At 36.0% G+C, this 20,048-nt stretch carries 20 protein-coding genes; 7 read left to right on the forward strand and 13 right to left on the reverse strand.

What is annotated here, in order from left to right:
- Positions 1-157 precede the first annotated feature (157 nt).
- From soxC to SAUT_RS10635, 6 genes are all read left to right on the forward strand, one after another.
- Positions 158-1,534 (forward strand): sulfite dehydrogenase, encoded by a 1,377-nt coding sequence (soxC, locus tag SAUT_RS10610; protein WP_013327891.1) that lies wholly within the window; start codon positions 158-160, stop codon positions 1,532-1,534.
- A gap of 2 nt (positions 1,535-1,536) precedes the next feature.
- Positions 1,537-2,694, forward strand: a complete 1,158-nt coding sequence (locus SAUT_RS10615) for a c-type cytochrome (RefSeq protein WP_013327892.1) — start codon at positions 1,537-1,539, stop codon at positions 2,692-2,694.
- Positions 2,695-2,711: 17 nt separating this feature from the next.
- Positions 2,712-3,164, forward strand: a complete 453-nt coding sequence (locus SAUT_RS10620; RefSeq protein ID WP_013327893.1) for a thiosulfate oxidation carrier protein SoxY — start codon at positions 2,712-2,714, stop codon at positions 3,162-3,164.
- Between the two features lie 48 nt (positions 3,165-3,212).
- Positions 3,213-3,527: a thiosulfate oxidation carrier complex protein SoxZ gene (gene soxZ, locus SAUT_RS10625; RefSeq protein ID WP_013327894.1), complete on the forward strand. Its 315-nt coding sequence runs from the start codon at positions 3,213-3,215 to the stop codon at positions 3,525-3,527.
- A 105-nt stretch (positions 3,528-3,632) separates the two neighbouring features.
- Positions 3,633-4,076 (forward strand): MOSC domain-containing protein, encoded by a 444-nt coding sequence (locus tag SAUT_RS10630; RefSeq protein WP_013327895.1) that lies wholly within the window; start codon positions 3,633-3,635, stop codon positions 4,074-4,076.
- 72 nt (positions 4,077-4,148) lie between these two features.
- The gene (locus SAUT_RS10635; RefSeq protein ID WP_013327896.1) at positions 4,149-5,114 is read left to right on the forward strand and encodes a DUF302 domain-containing protein; all 966 of its coding nucleotides are present in this window, start codon (positions 4,149-4,151) and stop codon (positions 5,112-5,114) included.
- A 30-nt stretch (positions 5,115-5,144) separates the two neighbouring features.
- Here the strand turns inward: SAUT_RS10635 and SAUT_RS10640 are convergent, their stop codons facing one another.
- The 9 genes from SAUT_RS10640 to SAUT_RS10680 form a co-directional block, all read right to left on the reverse strand.
- Positions 5,145-5,885: a DUF4395 domain-containing protein gene (locus SAUT_RS10640; protein ID WP_013327897.1), complete on the reverse strand. Its 741-nt coding sequence runs from the start codon at positions 5,883-5,885 to the stop codon at positions 5,145-5,147.
- Between the two features lie 69 nt (positions 5,886-5,954).
- Complete coding sequence (gene aroC / locus SAUT_RS10645) at positions 5,955-7,028, reverse strand: chorismate synthase (RefSeq protein ID WP_013327898.1); 1,074 nt, start codon at positions 7,026-7,028, stop codon at positions 5,955-5,957.
- On the reverse strand, positions 7,025-7,708 hold the full coding sequence (gene rnc / locus SAUT_RS10650) for a ribonuclease III (protein ID WP_013327899.1): 684 nt from the start codon (positions 7,706-7,708) through the stop codon (positions 7,025-7,027). Before rnc ends, aroC begins: the two co-directional genes overlap by 4 nt.
- 7 nt (positions 7,709-7,715) lie before the next feature.
- On the reverse strand, positions 7,716-8,156 hold the full coding sequence (gene rnhA, locus SAUT_RS10655; RefSeq protein ID WP_013327900.1) for a ribonuclease HI: 441 nt from the start codon (positions 8,154-8,156) through the stop codon (positions 7,716-7,718).
- Positions 8,131-9,177 carry a tetratricopeptide repeat protein gene (locus tag SAUT_RS10660; RefSeq protein WP_013327901.1) on the reverse strand — a complete coding sequence of 349 codons (1,047 nt, stop codon included), beginning with the start codon at positions 9,175-9,177 and terminating at the stop codon, positions 8,131-8,133. Before SAUT_RS10660 ends, rnhA begins: the two co-directional genes overlap by 26 nt.
- Entirely contained in the window at positions 9,177-9,644 is a 468-nt protein-coding gene (locus SAUT_RS10665) for a hypothetical protein (protein ID WP_013327902.1), read from the reverse strand. The genes SAUT_RS10660 and SAUT_RS10665 overlap by 1 nt, the downstream gene beginning before the upstream one ends.
- A 92-nt stretch (positions 9,645-9,736) precedes the next feature.
- The gene (locus SAUT_RS10670; protein WP_013327903.1) at positions 9,737-10,801 is read right to left on the reverse strand and encodes a YeiH family protein; all 1,065 of its coding nucleotides are present in this window, start codon (positions 10,799-10,801) and stop codon (positions 9,737-9,739) included.
- A gap of 137 nt (positions 10,802-10,938) precedes the next feature.
- Entirely contained in the window at positions 10,939-12,396 is a 1,458-nt protein-coding gene (ccoG, locus tag SAUT_RS10675) for a cytochrome c oxidase accessory protein CcoG (RefSeq protein WP_013327904.1), read from the reverse strand.
- A gap of 18 nt (positions 12,397-12,414) precedes the next feature.
- Positions 12,415-13,050 carry a recombinase family protein gene (locus SAUT_RS10680; protein ID WP_013327905.1) on the reverse strand — a complete coding sequence of 212 codons (636 nt, stop codon included), beginning with the start codon at positions 13,048-13,050 and terminating at the stop codon, positions 12,415-12,417.
- Positions 13,051-13,252: 202 nt separating this feature from the next.
- Here SAUT_RS10680 and metH point away from each other — a divergent pair, with 202 nt between their 5' ends.
- Positions 13,253-16,741 carry a methionine synthase gene (metH, locus tag SAUT_RS10685; protein WP_013327906.1) on the forward strand — a complete coding sequence of 1,163 codons (3,489 nt, stop codon included), beginning with the start codon at positions 13,253-13,255 and terminating at the stop codon, positions 16,739-16,741.
- 21 nt (positions 16,742-16,762) lie between these two features.
- Here the strand turns inward: metH and SAUT_RS10690 are convergent, their stop codons facing one another.
- The 4 genes from SAUT_RS10690 to SAUT_RS10700 all read right to left on the reverse strand — a co-directional run bounded on the left by SAUT_RS10690 (position 16,763) and on the right by SAUT_RS10700 (position 19,979).
- Entirely contained in the window at positions 16,763-17,449 is a 687-nt protein-coding gene (locus SAUT_RS10690) for a superoxide dismutase (RefSeq protein ID WP_013327907.1), read from the reverse strand.
- A 56-nt stretch (positions 17,450-17,505) separates the two neighbouring features.
- A complete protein-coding gene (locus tag SAUT_RS10695; RefSeq protein ID WP_013327908.1) occupies positions 17,506-18,162 on the reverse strand; it encodes a glucosaminidase domain-containing protein in 657 nt (218 codons plus the stop codon).
- A gap of 35 nt (positions 18,163-18,197) precedes the next feature.
- Positions 18,198-18,347 (reverse strand): hypothetical protein, encoded by a 150-nt coding sequence (locus SAUT_RS11410; RefSeq protein WP_013327909.1) that lies wholly within the window; start codon positions 18,345-18,347, stop codon positions 18,198-18,200.
- A gap of 123 nt (positions 18,348-18,470) precedes the next feature.
- Positions 18,471-19,979, reverse strand: coding sequence for a YifB family Mg chelatase-like AAA ATPase (locus SAUT_RS10700; RefSeq protein ID WP_013327910.1), 1,509 nt, complete (start codon positions 19,977-19,979; stop codon positions 18,471-18,473).
- Positions 19,980-20,048: the final 69 nt, after the last annotated feature.

Here is a 20,048-nt window from a genome sequence, read left to right on the forward strand (position 1 = left end):
ATATCACATTTTTATCTCATTTTTTTGTATAATAACCTTTGCTATATATTTGTAATTAAGCATAAAATGGCATAATACAATTTAATAATAACTTGTATTAGCAAAGACTGGTAAAATATTAAAACTAAAGAAACGACAATTTACAAAGGAGAACATTGTGGATATAAAAAAATCTCAACAAGACTTGGATTCTGCAGCGAATGATGCAGAAAACACAAGTATTGGCAGAAGAGACTTTTTCAGAAAAACAGCTGCATTATCTGTAACTGCACTTGCTGGAACATCTCTGCTGGCATCAGAGGAAGCGGGTCAAACAGCCATATTAAAGCCTACACCATGGGGAACAACATGGGGTGACCCGGTTACCAAAAATTTATACGGCATACCGTCAAAATATGAACATAACGTAACAAGACGATATACAAAGCTTCTGGCTTCGGGTAACTTTAGAGCTTCTATTGCTGTAACACCTATTCAAGAGTCAAAAGGTATCATAACACCAAATGGTCTCTTCTTCAGCCGTTGTCATGGCGGTGTAGCACACATTGATCCAAATGAACACAGACTCATGCTTAGCGGTTTGCTTGAAAAGCCGCTTGTACTAACAATGAAAGAGCTTATGCGTTACCCTACTGTAACTCGTACTCACTTTATTGAGTGTCCTGCAAATGGTGGACAAGAGTGGAGAGGTCCACAATATAACTCCTTACAGTTTGCAAAAGGTTTTATGTCTTGTGCAGAGTGGACAGGTGTTTATATTAAAGACATTATAAAAAACTTAGGGATTAAACCTGAAGCTATATGGATGTTGGCAGAGGGCGGTGATTCATCTAAAATGGGAAGGAGTATTCCTATGGAAAAAGTTTTAGATGATGCTATGATAGTTTGGGGACAGAATGGTGAAGCACTGCGTCCGGAACAAGGTTATCCTATACGTCTTTTAGTTCCGGGATGGGAAGGAAACTTATGTGTTAAATGGCTGCGCCGTTTAGACTTTGCCAGTGAACCTTGGTACTGTAAAGAAGAGACTTCTAAATATACAGTTCTTAAGCCTACAGGAAAAGCTATCCAACACTTCTATGCGAATGAAGTGAACTCAACTGTTGTTTCACCTTCTCCGGAAATTGACTGGACTGATTTAAAAGATGGTGAGACTGTCGAGATAGAAGGTCTTGCCTGGTCCGGGATGGGAACTATTACAGGAGTTGATTTATCATTTGACGGCGGTAAAAACTACGTAGAAGCCAAACTCAAAGGTTTAGTTCTTCCGAAATGTTGGACTCGCTGGAGCTATGTACATACCTATAAAAAAGGTCAGGAACTTCTTCTTACTTCTCGTGCTATGGATGATGCAGGTTATATTCAGCCGACCATTGATCAAGAAACTCTTGTTGTTGGTGTAGAAGCTGTGTATCATAGAAATGCAGTTGAAACATGGAAAGTTGAAAAAGACGGAAAAGTAACTCATGTTGAAGTTCGTTCTCAATTAGGACGCAAAGTAAACGGTGAGTTAATAATCGAAGGGAAGGCATAATAATGTTTAAAATAAATAAAAAATTATTAATATCAATCTCTGCAGCTGCTGCATTATCTTTAGGACTCTCGGCATGTATGGAAAGTGCTTCTCCAAAAGCTTCAAACACTCCATTAAAAGCTTCTATTGATGGTGGTGTGACATATAGCGTTGCTAATGGGAAATTTGGTACTTACTATGTAAATGAAAAAGCACATAACGGGATAATTAACTTTGGTCGTACTCCTACTAAAGCGGAGTATGACGAATGGAACTCTGATGTTATGGCAAGCGGGGAAGGCTTACCTGAAGGTGAAGGTTCTGTTGAAGATGGCGAAGAAGTTTATGAAGCAAAATGTGTAATGTGCCATGGGGACTTCGGTTCTGGCGGTGGCGGATACCCATCACTATCAAAAGGAAATGCTTATGAACTGCATAAAACATTAACAAACCAAAGAATCAAGCCTGACACTGATGGTCCGGTACGTGTTTTTGGTACATATTGGCCAAAAGCCAGTACTTTATGGTGGTATATTAAAGATGCCATGCCGCATCCGCAAACAGATAGTTTAACTGATGATGAAGTATATGCTTTGGTAGCTTATATTTTAAATGCTAATGAGATGGAAATTGACGGTGTTGAAGTTGATGATGAGTATGTGCTTAATCGTAAAAAATTCTTAAAAATCAAAATGCCGAATGAAAATGGATTTGAACCGAATATTGCCGGTCCAAATGCTCCTGAAAATATTCGTAAATATTATTCAAATGCTAAAAATTTTGGTGGACAAACATATGATGTAAAAAATCCTGCATCAAGATGTATGAAAGATTGTCAAGAACCAACTGCTAAAGTGTCATTCATTAAAGGTGCTGGAATCAGTGACTTCCATCCGCCGTTGTCTGAAGTAAGAGATTTACCAAAAGAGAAAAAAGACAGTGCTAATTTTGATGCTGAGAAAGCTTATGCTGATAATTGTGCAATGTGTCACGATACCGGTGCAGCTCCAGCTCCTGGAGATAAAGCCGGTTGGGCTGCTTTAACAGCTAAAGGCATGGATAAAGTATATGCTGCAGGTATCAAAGGTACTGAAGCGGGTATGCCGGCTAAAGGCGGTTCATCATTAAGTGATAATGAATTTAAATCAGTTGTTGATTATATTGTCAACCAAAGTAAATAATTTAAAAGGATAACAAAATGGAAAGAAGAAAATTTTTAAGTATGACTTTAGGTGCACTTGCTTTAGCTGTTGTACCTGCAAGCGTAAGAGCAGAAGACTTTAGAAAAAGCAAGCCTGCTGTATGGAGTGCAAAGACTGTAGATGATGCAATAAAAGCCATGTATGGTTCAGATACTTTAGTTATGGAAGGGGTTAAATTAACTGCTCCTGATGTTGCAAGTAATGGTGGTGCTATTCCTGTTGATTTTTCAACTGATTTAGATGTTAAGACTATAGCAGTATTTCAAGATGCAAATCCTGAAGCTGCTGTACTTGTAGTTGAGCCGACTAAATATAGTGTAAATAAATATTCTATTAAAATTAAAATGGCTAAGTCTGGTACTATCACAATCGTTGCACAAGGCAATGACGGTAAGCTTTACGGAGCTAAGAAAACTCTAGATGTTGCTCTTGGTGGATGTGAAGGTTAATTCCTTCCCATTTTCAATAATTAACAAATAAAATATTAAGGAAATAAAATGGCTGGTATTAAAGTAAAAGCAAAATTAAAAGGCGGTGTTGTTAAAGTTAAAGCAATGGTTAAACATGAAATGATGACTTACAATATGGCAGAGAAAAAAACTGGTAGCAGAGATAATGCAAACTTCATTACTCATTTAAGTGCTACACTAAATGGTGAAACTGTACTTGATATGTCAACTTCACAATTCTTATCTAAAAATCCTATTTTCAAATTTCAATTTAAAGGAATTGGTCAAAAAGGTGATAAAGTTGAAATGGTAGCAACTGACCTTAAAGGTAAAACTTATAAAGGTAAAGGTAAAATCAAATAATTTTACCCTCTTTTTTAGGGGTCAATCAACGCATTGGCCCCTACACTCTCAATTTTTTATAACAGCATAACAACTACAACAAATACAAATAATGAGCAAAAATAGATGAAAAAAAACGTGCAAGGTAAAGTTCTAAAATTATTCACCACAAAAAGTGATAAAGATAAAACAAGAATGAATACCCCTCATATAAATGCCGATGAAAATGGAATTCTAAATGACAAATTTTATAATAAAAATGATCAAAGAGCTATTTTAATTACCTCTTTGCAAAGCTATAATATGGCATCTGATAAAAATATAAATTTACCAGATGGTGCATTGGGTGAAAATATTTTAATAGACATTAATCCTTATCACTTAAACACCGGAGATAGACTAATTATAGGAGATACTACTTTAGAAATAACTCAAAACTGCACACTCTGCAAGGGTCTTTCTGCAATCAACGCTAAACTGCCAAAACTGCTAAAAAATGACAGAGGTATATTTGCAAAAATTATAAGTGGTCCTTCAATTATTAAAGTTGGAGATGCAGTAAGTATATGAAATTATTAATATTATTTATATAAAAATAATGATAAAGTTACACAATATAAGTTCTAAATTCAAGGAGACGATGTGAAAAAAATATACACATTAGTAATGGCTGCGCTGGTAGCTCTGTCAATAGTTGGCTGTAACGGTGCATATTCAGCACCTGCTAAGCCTAAAAAACCTCAAGATATTCAGGTATTTACAACTTCTAACAAAGACGGTAAAGTCACTACAAAAACAATAGAGGCTGCGTTTGATGCGACAGGACTAAGTGTTCCTGGAAATAATGACATGAACAAGCCGTTCAAAACAAGATTTGGTAAAGTTCACTATAAAGTTTATAATCTTGCAATGTATGTAAATAATAACATTACATATAAAATTATAAAAAAATATCCTAAATTTGGCGCATTGACTCCTTTGACAATGTCTATCTGGGAAGATAACGACGGCAGCATGAATGTATCAACCTTGACAATTAACGGTATGTCAAGAGCTACAGGTGTTCCCAAGAATAATCCGGATTTAATTGCTTATGCAGCACTTATTACAACAGCACTTAAAAAAGCAATGCCAAATGGCCACTTTAAAGATTTACATCATACTGTAAAATTTCCAAAGAAATCATTTGCAATTGATATGACTGCAGAAGTAGACAGTGATGTTCCTATGGAAGATTTCATAGAAGATTTTGAAGCAGAATTTGAGGGTGAATTGGAGCCGTTAGGTTTCTTACTTCCAAACTACACAAATGTTCAAGAAGAAATTTTTGATGATCATGATTACCATGCATATGATTTTTTTCACACATACTCTATCTGTAAATTTGATGTAATCTACCCTGTATCTAAACTTCACCCTGAAGCCGGTGCCTGGGCTCCGTGCTCATTCTATCTTTACAAGAAAAAAGATGAGAAACTAATGCATATGGGATTTTTGGGTGTTGATAACTGGATTACCACGCTTGATATTACAGATCAAGAATCTATTAAGCCGTTAAAAGAGGCTGAGGGAATAATTGTTGACATTCTTAAAGAGATGACAGAGTAGGCAAAAGCCTACTTTTTCATTTCAAAGAATCTAAAAGTCATCATTATCAAATTCTTTTTCTGTTTCTCTTTTATATTTTTCCTCTTCTTCTTGCTTCAGTGCAGCTTTTGTTAATACTGCTTCATGTAAAAATTGACCAAAAAATGTTTTTGATTCTGTTTTAGCTAAAAAGAGATAGACCCCGCTTGCAAGTGCAACAATAGTGATGATGCCTATAAAACTTTGAATAAGGTTAAAGGTCTGAATCCGTTCACGCTGGCGTATTTCGCAGGCTCCACCGGGACAATGCTCAGGAGCTTCTCTAAGAATCATTTTATAAATCATACAGCCTACACAGATGGCAAATGCTGCTTCTAAAAACATCAAACTGAGACACAGTACACAAACCATAACTTTATAAAAAGTAATTTCCCAATGTAGAACAAACCACCACATCATCGGCAATGAAACAAGCCAGCCGAGTGTCCATGCAAATCGCTTTTGTAAGCCGCCGACATATTCCGGTTTTTGATTACGAACAACAAACTTTCCCAGAAGTAAAGAAGGTGAATAATGAGGGCTTATCATACGCGCCGTAAAATCTATGAACATAAAAGCCAAATACACACGTGCAACGATAATATGATTGTATCCGATGCCCACAAAGATAACCATCATGCCTAATGCAAAAAGTATACCTGCAGCTGCTCTTGCTTCTCGTTCATTAATGACTGTGACATCAAAACCGGGAACTTTTTCTCCATATTCTAATAAAAAACGTTTAAGATTCAAAAAAACTCCTATAATAAAATCTAATAACATTATATACAAAAGAAGTAATAATTAGGGAAATGGAGTGCCTTAATTATAATATTTTAAAACTCCATCCATTGTAGAACCCATATTTAACAGCAGCATATCTGCAATAACTAATGCTGCCATAGACTCACATACCACTGTTCCACGAACTGCAACACAAGGATCATGTCTGCCTTTGAGTGAAAAATCAACTTCTTCATTCTCTGTCGTTACAGTATGCTGCTCTTTAAATATAGAAGGTGTAGGTTTAAAATAGACATTCAAAACAATATCTTCTCCATTGCTAATGCCACCAAGTATTCCACCTGAATGATTTGATTCGAACCCTTTTGCTCTAATTTGATCATTGTTTTGAGAACCATGCACCTTTGAACTCAGTACACCGTCTCCAATCTCTACAGCTTTTACAGCATTAATTCCCATCATAGCATCTGCTAACACTCCATCTAATTTATAATAGAGCGGTTGTCCTAAACCTATCGGCGCACCTTTTATTACAACGCGAGAAACACCACCAACAGAATCATGCTCATTTTTAGCTTTGAGTATTGCTTCTTTTTGTGCTTCTTCTTTATCTTTATCAAGTGCATATATAATACTGTTTTTAGCATGCTCATAATCAAAATTCTCTGAGTGTATGCCTGCAACTTCACTTATACCACTCAACACCGTTACACCAAGCTCTTGAAGCATTAACTTTGCAATAGCTCCTGCTGCTACTCTTGCCGCTGTTTCTCGTGCAGAACTTCGTCCTCCACCTCTATAATCACGTATACCGTATTTATGAAAGTATGTAAAATCTGCATGTCCGGGACGAAAAACATCTTTAATGTTTGTATAGTCTCGTGATTTTTGGTTTGTATTATATATAACCATGGCAATCGGTGTACCGGTACTCTTTCCCTCAAACACACCGCTTAAAATTTCAACTTTATCAGCTTCTTTTCTGGCTGTTTCAAATTCACTCTTACCGGGTTTTCTTCTGTCAAGCTCACTTTGAATATATTCCTCATCAATGCTCAATCCGGCAGGAACACCGTCTAAAAGACAACCCAATGCCTTCCCATGAGATTCTCCAAATGTCGAAAATCGTAATTTCATGCCAAAACTGTTCATTGTTTTTCCTTATTGAGCAACTCAACTGCGACTCTGGCTGCCTCTTGCTGTGCTATTTTTTTACTTTTACCATTTGCTCTGGCATATTCTTTATCTTCAATAAATACACCCACTTCAAATTCTTTTTGATGATCAGGGCCTCTCGAAGCTAAAACTTTATATTCCGGTGTAATTCCAAAACGTGCCTGTGTGAGTTCCTGAAGCGTTGTTTTAAAGTCACGGAACAAAGAATCAAGGGAAATCTCTTCATGATTTTTCTCTATCAAATCAATAGCTATTCTTTGTACTTCTCCTAAACCTGCTTCTAAATATACCGCACCCATTATTGCTTCAAAAGCATTTGATAAGAGTGAGGATTTTTCACGTCCGCCATTATTGTCTTCAGCATTGGAAAGCAATATATAATCACCCAAATGCAAAGCACGTGCCAATTTATCGAAGCCTGTTTCATTTACCAGTGACGCTCTGATTTTTGAAAGCTTTCCTTCATCCGATGTACGAAATTTTCTAAAAAGATATTCCCCTACAACAAGATCCAGTACGGCATCTCCCAAGAATTCCAATCGCTCATTATCGTAGGGCTGTTTATAACTTTTATGTGTCAGCGCTTCGATAATGAGCTTTTTATCTTTAAACTCATATCCCAATTTTTCTTCTAGCGTCTTTATATTTTTATGCATAAGTACCTCATCCTCCCTCTGTTAATGCTACTTTAGCTTTTTGAGCTGCCTCTTTGGCTAAAATATCACATCTTTCATTTTCTTCATGTCCATCATGCCCTCTAACCCAGATAGCATGAATTTTATGTGGTTTTGCCACTTCTATGTACTCTTTCCACAAATCAGGATTTTTTACTTTTTTAAAATCTCTTTTAATCCAGTTCTTCAGCCACTCATTAATCCCTTTAACAACATAAGAAGAGTCAGAAATTATATCGACTTCACAAGGTTCTTTTAAAGCGCGAAGCCCTTCTATAGCACCTTTGAGTTCCATCCTGTTATTCGTTGTATGCAACTCTGAACCTGAAAGTTCTTTTTCACTGTCACCATAACGTAATATTACACCATATCCGCCAGGACCGGGATTTCCCAAAGCGCTGCCGTCACTGAAAAGAGTTATTTTCTTCACTAAATTCCTTACCATAGTCCTTACTTAAACTATATTCTACTCTAGCTGAGTCTATTGCATGACATGAACTGCAGCGATTAAAAGCAAACGGATATGTCCCTTTGCAGTTGTCACACACATATTCAAAACTAAGCGTTGCATTTGACTTGCCTTCAAGCTTTATAAGTACATCAAGCTCAAATATTCTACTGTCATTCACAAGTTTGACATCACCTCTTGCGGTATAAAGTTCTCGCAAATAGCCATTATTTGTAATTATATCTAAATTCAAATCTTTTGAATCACATCTCCAGAAGAGTTCCGTCAAAAGATCACTTTTTGAACTATCAATATTTTCCCATGCAAGTTTAGTATCCACTTTAAAGAGATAATCAAACACTAAATATACAAGGTGATTGGAGTTTTTATAAATTTCCAAAAGTTTTTGTGCTTTTTCCTCTTTTGTTAAACTTTGCGATTCAAGACAATTCAAAGCATGCAGATAAGCACTTTCAAGCATAATTTCTTCGTTAAGTTCGTCCAATGGTTCAAGTACATCAAGCGCAGACTTATAATCTTTTATATATTCATAAACAAGAAGCAGATAATGTAATGCCTCTGGTGTACGAGGATTTTTTTTCAAAATTTCTAAAAAAACATGTTTGGAACGCTCTAAAAACCCTGCTTTAAAGTATGTTTTCCCAAGTAAAAACATAGTTTCTCTGGCATTTTTTTTATTGCCGACGTTGAGAATTTCATTGTATATTTCTATACTTTTTTCATAATCACCATTTTTATAATATGAATTAGCCAGCAACAGCCACGATTTTTCTGACAATCCTCCGCTAGATATCAAAACTTTCAGTTCATCATGAGAGGGTAATGTACGAAATTGTTGCAAAAATTTACTTATATGCTTAGAGTCTTCTTTTCTCTTATATCTTCCCCACCAATAAGAAAAAAAAGTAATAATAAATATAATCGTAAAAAAGATTATAATTGAGAATAGAGGGTCTCGAAACTCTATAAAAAATGTATTCATTAGTTGTATACCACCAATCCGTAATCATTTTTCAAATTATAAAAAGTTGCATCTGCAGATATTTCCAAATCTTTCATCCTGCCCAACTGCACAATAGAATTTTTATTTACTTTAATACCATATTCTCGAAAAAACTTTTTTATATTGACAAACTTGACATCTTCGACAAACTTATATTCAAACTCTGTATGCAGTTTCATTTTTTCACTGACGAACAGATGTTCATTTACATGTAACCGGTCTGACGCATATTTTATCGGCAAATAGCCTGAAAGATCTGTTAAAATTTCTTCAACATACTCATGTTTTTCTGGAAGTGTCTGTTTTTGAATAAAAACATATTTATTATTAAGTTTTAGAGTTGGAGTATTTTTCCAATATTTATAGGCAGGATTTGAAATCCCAAGTTTTGCATAAACTTCTTTCCAAAGCCAAAAAGAGTTTAATGTATTTGGAAGATGTGACAAAATTAAACTCCTTACAAACTAGTATAAATATTATATAATATCTTTTTAAATAGTTTTATTAAGAAGTTTAATTGGCAAATCTGTAAAGGCTGCTACAGAGCACCAGTTACAAATTTAGTCACAACAAAACCACCCACAACTAACCAAGCAAACATCACACCGGCAGTATAAAGCGGTGCAAGACCAAGCCCTTTAAACTTAGAAAATATTGTTCCCATTCCAAGTGCTGTCATTGCCATTGTTAAAAGGAAAGTATCAATTTGGTTGATTGTTCCTACAATTGCATGGGGTACCAGATCAAGAGAGTTAAATCCAGCCATTCCTATGAAATATACAGCGAACCAAGGAATCACAAGTTGTAATTTATCGCCTGCTTTTCCAGTTTTTTTAGCCTGCATAGAAAGATAAATACCTAAAATAATCAGCATTGGTGCAATCATAATAACACGTGTCATTTTAACAATCACAGCAGAGTTTGCCATTACTTCAGGAGCACCAGGAACTGAAGCAGGAACAGCTACAACCTGTGCAACCTCATGGATTGTACCACCTGTATAAATACCAAACTGCTCTGGCGTCATATGTAAAAACCCAGTTGCAGGCTCAATGATTGATGCATAAAGAACAGGATACAAAAACATTGAAATAGTACCAAAAAGAACAACCATTGAAACCGCTACCGCAGTCTTATAACCTTCAGCTTTTAAAACAGGTTCTGTCGCCAAAACTGCCGCCGCGCCACAAACAGAAGCACCTGCTGCAGTAAGCATTGATGTATCCCTGTCCATTTTAAACGCTTTTACTCCCAGATATGTACCGAGTAAAAAAGTTGTTGAGAGCATAATTAGTGAGACGGTAAAACCACTGAGTCCAACATCCATAATCTGCTGAAATGTTATACGGAATCCGTAAAAAACAATTGCAAAACGAAGTATCTTTTTACCGGAAAATGTGATACCTGTACCCCATGCACTGGGGATATGATTATGCAGTGTATTTGCATAAAAAATACCCAATACTATACCAATTACAAGAGGAGAGATGCCAAGTGATTTGACGAATGATATTTGTGCTATTGAAGTTGCAGCAGCTGCAAAAATCGCAACAAAGATGATACCGTAAATAGTACCTTGTCTATTTTCTTTAGAAAATGCCATAAATTATTACCTTTGATTTTAAATTTGTAAATAGAGGCGAATTATAGCAAATTTTTATGCTGAGGGGAAAATTATTTGTTTATTTGTGAGGAATATGATAAAAAACCACACTCTTATTGTGTGATTTTTTATTGAACCTATTTGGCGTTAAGTAGAATACTTTCTTTAGGGAAGACAAAAATTGTATGTCTTAACACAGAGATTATTTTACTTGGTTTCCCGTCTTTATCCAATGCATAAGCATGAATATTAATAGGAATAATCGTATCTTTTCTTTTGTCATCAGCCAACATTTCTGTCGTTCTCAATGTTACAATTTTTTTCTTCTTCACATTAGGTACGACTCTAAATGGTTTTGACGGTTTTACAATTTGAATTTTACCTTCCATACCTTTTGGAGGAATAACTTCAAAGAAAAATTTCATCGGTTTACTCTCAGTATTTTGTAATAAGAAAACATAAGAGTTCTCAACTACAAATTTATTTTCTGAAGGATGTTTTACAGAGTAGAGTCTCGTCTCTTTATTAATATTTAAAAGCATATGCTCTTTTGTTGTACTCATATATCCAAGTGCGAACATGAGACCTACAAGTAAAATCATATAAGCTATGATTTTTGGACGGAAATATTTTGTTTTTCCTTTTCTCTCAACTATTTCATAATCACTGGACCATGTAACAAGAGAAGGTTTCCCAAGTTTACCCATAACAGTTGTACAGGCATCAACACATTCCAAACAGTTAATACACTCAAGCTGAAGGCCTTGTCTAATATCAATATGTGTTGGGCAAACTGTTACACATTTCTCACAAGTCGTACATTCCGCATTTGGGTCTATCGCCTGTAACTCTTTTTGTTTTGTAACAAGTTTTTTATGTCCGCCATGTTCATCATCTGTATAGATTTTTCCACCACGATGTTCATCATAAAGAGCCATAACAGTATGTTCATCATAGAGTACCGATTGGACACGAGAGTAAGGACAAACATAAATACAGAAGTTCTCCTTTAAAAACACAATATCATAAATCAGGAAAGCTGCAATACCAAGAACAAAGCCTATCATTGTCATATGCTCGCCAGGATTACTTAAATATTGGAAGAAAGTATCTGGCGGAATGAAATACCACATAAAGTCAGCTCCCGCAATAAGCGCTAATACTGTCCAAATTAAAATAGCAATAAATTTTTTCACCTTATTCTCAGGTTTAGACATGTCCGGTTCTTGCTGTTTGTTCCCGATACGTTTACGTAAATGCAAAAGTTTTGTTTCAATCAAGTCACGATAAATGACGCGAAACACAGTCTGCGGACAAACCCATCCACAAAATACACGACCACCCATAACAGTCATACCAAAAATAGTTATAAAAAGCAGCATCAACAAAAACGGCATCAAATACAACTCTTGCATATCAAACTGTACAAAAGCAAGATCTAGTTTCATCTTATCAAAACTAAGCATAAAAAACTGATGCCCATTAATATGTATCCATGGAAGCCCTAAAGCAACAATTGTCGCTAGTGCATACACATAATATCTTTTTATTCTCCACGGTGTAGGTATTTCTATACCTTTTTTTTCTTTGCTCATCTATTTTTCTCCTATAAATTAATTTGGACAGATTATTGTGTTGATAACCTGTTCTTCTGCATCTTTTTGTGTATGTGTAATCAATGAACCAAAAGCCACCTGTTTTAATTCTCTGGATTCAATATAATCTTTGAGAGAACTTCTGCTTACATTTAAAAGACGTGCCATTTCACTCACACTTTTTTTCTCTCTAATATACTCTATTATTTCATTTAAATAAACATCAAATTTAGAATTTGACCTACTGCCTTTTGGCCTGCCTATCATCCGTTTTGCATCATTTTTTAATTTTTGACGCAACTGATCCATAAGCCCTAAAATCAACATTGCACTACTCTCTTGTGAAATTATAACAGAGTGTTTTATAATATGTACTGTATATTTATTTTTCAACAAACAACTCATCATCTGAATCAAATCTTCCATGTTTGTTGTTAAAACCCAAACATCATATATTAATAGCGTTGCTTCTTCTTTTGATTGAAAATAAGACGTCACATTCGTACGCTCGTCTAAACGCTTATTTTGTGATGTATAATCTACAAATTCATCATCTATAACAAGATTTTTTGCTACTGCATAAGAATTTATATACTGTAATTGTTCATGAGCAGATAAAAAATTCTTATCTGGGCGTATATAGACGACTGTCATTTAACGGTTAAACCTCTCTTATTATTGATTTTAATCGTCATTATACACTTATTTGACGATTAAAGTCAATATATATTACTATTATTTCGTCAATTTATTAAATATTTAACTTAAAAAGTGAAATTGACACCTCCAATACAGCAAATTTTATATCCAATAATGCTAAAATAATAAAACATTTAAATAAAAAAGATTTAATCTTATGACAACAAAACAATACATCTTAGAAACTATTAAAAAACGTCCACTGATTATAGATGGTGCCATGGGTACGCAGTTACAACAACGTGATGATAAAATTCCAAAAGAAGCATGGGAAGGGAATGAAGGTTGTAACGAATTGCTCAATGTGACAGCTCCTGAGATAATGAATGAAATATTTCATGCCTACCTTAATGCCGGAGCCGATTTCATCACCACAAACACCTTTGGTTCATTCTCTTGGGTTTTAGATGAATACAACATTGCCGACCGTGCCTATGAGCTGACACGTGCCGGAGCTGAGCTTGTAAAAAAACAGTGTGAAGCTTTTTCAACACCTGAGCATCCCCGTTTTTGTCTTGGTTCCATAGGACCGGGAACCAAACTTCCATCACTTGGACATATCACTTATGATGAGATGTATGCAGGATATACTGAATTTTGTCTTGCTCTTATTGACGGTGGTGTTGATGTTTTTCTCATTGAAACTGCCCAGGATCCGCTTCAAATAAAGGCTGCTCTGCATGCCATACAGGAAGCCTGCAGACAAAAAGAGGTAGAGATTCCTATCATGGTTTCCGTTACAATTGAACTCAGCGGAACAATGCTTATCGGAACGGATGCTGAAACAATTGCAACCATTATGGAACCCTTTGACATCCTCTCCCTTGGATTTAACTGCGGAACAGGACCCGAACAGGTACTCAAACACGTAAAAACCCTAAGTGAACTTTGGGGCAAGCCGATTAGCGTTCATGCAAACGCGGGTCTACCGCAAAACCGTGGAGGCTATACTTACTATCCGATGGGACCTGATGAGTTTGTCGTACAGCAAGAAAAATTTTTAGCATATGACGGTGTGAGCTTTTTAGGCGGCTGCTGCGGAACAACCCCGCAGCATATTCGAGCGCTTGTTGACAAAGTCACAGCTATTGCACCAAAAATACCTTCGGGCTCACAACAAAACTCTATTGCTTCACTTTTTAATACGGTACCGCTTATGCAGCAACCTGCACCTCTGCTTGTCGGTGAGCGTTCAAATGCAACCGGTTCAAAAGCGTTTAGAGAACTTCTCCTTGCAGAAAATTATGAAGGCACGCTCTCTGTTGCTCAGCAGCAAGTTCGTGCAGGAGCACATGTACTTGATGTAAATGTCGGTTTTGCGGGGCGTGATGAAACAAAAGACATGACAGAAGTAATGGCAATGTATGCCCAAAAAATTGCCCTGCCGCTTATGCCTGATTCTACCCAGACAAAAGGGCTTGAAACTGCACTTAAACATATCGGAGGCAAACCGATTTTAAACTCTGTAAATCTTGAAGACGGCGAGCCGAAATTTGATGCTGTTTGTCAATTAGCCAAAAAATACGGTGCAAGTCTTGTTTGTCTGACCATTGATGAAAAAGGTATGGCAAAAACCGTTGAAGACAAAATCAAAGTAGCAGAACGTATTATCGATCTTGCGACCAACCGCCATGGTATCAAAAAAGAAGATTTAGTTTTTGATGTTTTAACCTTTACACTCGGTTCTGGAGATGAAGAATATTTTAATGCAGGTATCAATACCATTGAGGCAATTCGCCAGCTTCGTCAAAAGCACCCTGAAGTAGGCGCTATTTTAGGACTCTCTAACATCTCGTTTGGACTTGATAAAGATGCAAGACCTTATCTTAATTCTATGTTTTTACATCATTGTGTTGAGGCGGGACTTACTTCAGTTATCATTAATGTAAAGCACATCATTCCATTAAATAAGATTCCTAAAAAAGATCAGAAAATTTGTGATGATTTGATTTTTAACCGCAAACCAAACGGGGAAGCACTTTTTACCTTTATTGAGCACTTTTCATCCAAAGAAGCTGTGGACAATAATGCCGTAGATGAAGAATACCTCAAAATGAGCAATGAAGAGAAAATTGCAAAACTTTTGATGGATGGAGACAAAGACAGAATGATTCCTCTTGTGGAAGAAGCGCGTCATAAAATAGCTCCCCAGAAAATAGTTAATGAAATTTTAATTGATGCTATGAAAGTTGTCGGTGAGCTTTTCGGTTCAGGACAAATGCAGCTCCCTTTTGTTTTGCAGTCTGCCGAAACTATGAAAAAAGCGGTAGACCATCTCAACCCCTATCTGCCAAAAGTTGAAAAAGAGACAGACACGACACTTGTGCTGGGAACCGTTAAAGGAGATGTACATGATGTCGGGAAAAACCTTGTCGATATTATTCTTTCTAACAACGGATATAAAGTTATCAATCTTGGGATAAAAGTAGAACTTGACAGCTTCTTGGAGACACTTGAAAAGTCCAATGCGCAGGCACTTGGAATGAGCGGTCTTTTAGTCAAATCAACACAGGTTATGCTTGAAAACTTAAATATCCTGCAGGAAAAAGGAATTAAAATTCCCGTTCTTTTAGGTGGAGCTGCCCTGACTAAAGCTTTTATAGATGATTTTTGTCGTCCTGCGTATGATGGTCCTATTTTTTACTGTAAAGATGCTTTTGACGGAGTAACCGCTATGAGCCGTATAGAAGCCGGTAACTTTGACACAAACCTGCATCCTGATGCACCTGAAATACAACGCAAAGAAGTCAAAGAGTATACTATTCCTCCTTTGTCTGAAATAAAAATGCCTTCACGTGATGTACCTGTACCAACACCTCCATTTTGGGGAAGACGTGAAATTAAACTGACACAACAGCAAATTGAAATGGCCTTTAAGTGGATAAATCATAAACTGCTTTTCAAATCTCGATGGGGATACTCTTCAAAAGGCATGAGCAAAGAGGCTTACCAAAAACAACTCGATGAAGTCGTCTGGCCTGCCTATGAAAAACTCAAAAAACGTTTTATTGAAGAAAAACTTTTTGAGCCGACAATTCTTTACGGCTACTGGCCGTGTAGAAGTGACAACACATCTTTGCTTGTTTTCCCTGAAAATGAGGGCTGGTTTACAGAAGAAGATGTTAACCGTGAGCCGCTTGAACATATAATAGGACGTGCTGAAGAGGTCTTTACCTTCCCTCGCCAGAGGAAGAAGCCGCACCGTGCACTGAGCGATTTCTTTCATAATGACAGGCATGATGTAGTTGCACTTACCTGTGTAAGTGCCGGAAATAAAATAAGCGATGCTGAACGTGAAATATATGAGAGAGGCGATTATACAGAGTATTACCAATTTCATGGACTCGGGGTTGAACTCGCTGAAGCTCTTGCAGAAATTGCACACAAGCAGATTAGACTCGATTTAAACATTGCAAAAGATGAAGGCAACACGCTTGGTGATGTACGTATGAACAGGTATCAGGGAAGCCGTTACTCATTTGGGTATGCCGCTTGCCCTGATTTGGAACTCAACCGCCCGCTGTTTGATCTTTTAAAACCTGAAGAGTTTGGTATTGAACTGAGTGAAACATTTCAGATTCATCCCGAGCAGTCGACTTCAGCTCTTGTCGTTTATCATCCTGAGGCTACATATTATAATGTGTAGCCAAAAAAATACTTTCGCAAGTTAAGAACTAATTTCTTCTGCTCTTTGCAGCTCATCCAAATAATCTGACATTGAATCATCCGGATCGTTGTTCACTATTGCATATAAGCCGATAGTATTAAGATGCTCTTTATCTGCAAATACTTTTGAAGCATTCTCCCAGTTAATGTGCTCCCAAAAACCATCAAGATATTTTGCTCTTTCATTTTTATAATCAAGATAATAAGCATGTTCCCAGACATCACATGTAAGCAGTGGTATTTCATTGTGTGCTATTGGTGTTTGGGCATTGGAAGTGTTGAGTATTTTTAAATGTTCATGCTGATCAAGTACAAGCCATGTCCACCCTGAACCGAAATTCGTCAGTGCGGCATTTAAAAATGCCTCTTTGAATTTTTCCATACTGCCGAAAACTTCTGTAATTTTTCTAAGCAGTGCATCTGAGGGCGTGGTTGCAACAGGAGAGAGACAGTTCCAATAAAAGTTATGATTAAAGGTTTGTGCAGCATTATTAAATATGGCACCGTCTGACTGGGTGATGATATATTCCAAACTCATTTCTTCATACTCAGTACCTGTAATCAGTGCATTAAGTTTGTTTATATAACCTGCATGATGTTTTTCATGATGATAAAAAAGTGTTTGTTGGGTTAAAAAAGGTTCTAATGAATCCATGTCATAAGGTAAAGCCGCTAATGTATGTTGCATAATAAACTCCTTTTGTTATATTAAATTATTATACAGCAAAATTTAAAAATGATTCTTTAATGATCATATTTAGTAAAATTATTATATTTAATCATCTGATTAAGAACTTTTATATAGTCTGGTCCCATTTCAGAGTACTTATCCAAACCTGAAGTTATTTTATAAGGGTCATTGCAAAGTAAACGTAGTTGACGGAACTTACTGTATGCCTTTCCTTTAGCCATCATTTCACAATAGGCACGTATTGAGTCTTCAATCGTATCAAATTTTCTTAACCATACAGTTTGTTTACCACCTCTTTTTTCACCTGCAGCAATGCGTGGTTCATTTGTATTTGAACTCCAGATCCCAAAAACATTATTTGCCTCCCTAAAAAACCTTGAGGTTGCCCATGAGCTTTCCATCGCTGCTTGAGCTAATGTGATACTGACAGGATGTGGTTTTAATCGTGCCAATAGATCTTCATCGCTTTTAGCCTTATACTTTTTTTTCAATAATTCAATCTCTTGAGTATTTGTTTTATTTTGAATATATTTTGCAATTCTTTCATACCTCTGCATCAGTTCATCATGCACCTTGCGCACGGTCGGCACCAGTAATTTTATAAATCTTTTTTTTCTCTCTTTAACTGACATCTGATGTACAGGCGCTTTTACTGCTTCTCGCTTTGCAGTATTATTGTTTTCGTTCAATCCAAAAAGAGACAAGCTCATACATGACAATAAGATTAATTTGATTACTTATCCTTTTAAAAAATATCTACAAACACTAAAGTCGTAGATACTCCCATTTCAATTAGTAAAAGATAAAGAAGATAGCTTACAACTAAGAATGCAATAATTTGTAAAAATAAAAATAGTATTGGTAAAATTTTTGATTTTCTTCTTCTGTCATACATCTTGCCTCCTCCTCAATAAAATTTATTTCTTTTACATATAAGTAAGTGCCAGACCATAATAAATGACACTTAATTGTAACTATTGTAACTGAATGAAAATAAAAGATATATAAATATCTTAACTTATCTTCTTCTATAAGAGAGTGCCTCAAGCAAGTGTTCTTTTTGAATAAGCTCCGACTTATGTAAATCTGCGATTGTACGAGCAACTTTTTGTATCTTCTTTATACTTCTGAATGAAAGTGAAAATCTGCCTATTGCCGTCTGCAGTGTTTCATAAGATTCATTATCCATCCTACAAAAAGTATCTAAATCTTTGTCCTGCAAGTGCGCATTAAATTCTCTTTGTCCGCGTTTTTTGCAAAAAATATGTGCTTCAACTACCATCTTATGCATCTCTTTGGATGAGAAACTCGCACAATCATTGGCATTTACATTTTGCATTACTACATTTAAATCTATTCTGTCTAAAAATGGTTCTGAGAGGCGATTTTTGTATTTTTGAATTTCTAAGTCACTGCATCTGCACTCTTTATGTAAATCTAGTAAATTTCCGCAAGGACAAGGATTCATAGCGCCTACAAACAAAAACTTAGCTGGATATTCCACTTTGGAATTTACTCTGGAAATTCTTATTTTTGCATCCTGCATTGGTTCTCTGAGTGATTCGAGAACAGCTTTTGAAAAATGCGGCAGTTCATCAAAAAACAATATTCCATTGTTTGCAAGCCCTACTTCACCAATTTTAGCCTTGTGGCTTCCACCTCCGAAAATACTTGCCGGAGTCGAACTGTGATGTGGGTTTTTAAGTGCTCTATGGGGTTTAAATTCCGGTTCATACCCTTCTAAAACTTCAAGCTTGGCCACATCCAAAATTTCACTCGCAGTCATCGGAGGAAGAATATAACGCAGTCTGTTTGCAATCATACTTTTACCGCATCCCGGACTTCCTTCTAAAATTATATTATGAAATCCTGCCGCTGCTATTAAAGCTGCTCTTTTTGCAACATCCTGCCCTTTTACATCTATAAAGTCTTCTGAATACTCTTTAACATAATAATATTTTTGTGCATCAATTTCATAATGGGGGTAATTAATCTCGCTTTGTTTGATATTCGGCAATGCAGTTTCTTGATTTTTGAGTATTTCTACTGCTTCTTTTAAACTTTTTACACCATAAAACGAAACATTTGGTATTTTGGAAAGCTTTTGAAGTGATTCAAAAGGCACTATTGCTTGAGATATCAGACCTTGATTAGCAAGAGAAAGTATCAAAGGGTAGAGCTGTATATTTTCTTTTACACTGCCGTCAAGCCCTAATTCTCCAAATACAAACCAGCGGCTCAAATCAACATCGCTCTCATTTAAAAGTATAAGCACTGCCATACTTAAATCAAACTGCGAACCTGATTTTGCAAGTTCAGATGGAGCGAGTAGAAATGTGATTCGTTTAGGAGGAAATGAAAATTCATTGCTCAAAAGTGCAGATTTTACCCGTTCTTTTGATTCTGTAATAGCAGTAGAGGCCATTCCTACTATAGAAAATGATGGTAAGCCTTTTGTCAATGTTGATTCTACGTCAACAACTTTGGCATCAACTCCTTCATATGTCGCACAACGAACTTTTTTCATAGAACCAACCTTCTTTTAGTTGGTTCAATAGTAGCTAATTACTTTAGATGTAAGGAATAAAATGACAAT

The organism is Sulfurimonas autotrophica DSM 16294, assembly GCF_000147355.1.
In the GTDB taxonomy this organism is placed as follows: Bacteria; Campylobacterota; Campylobacteria; order Campylobacterales; family Sulfurimonadaceae; genus Sulfurimonas; species Sulfurimonas autotrophica.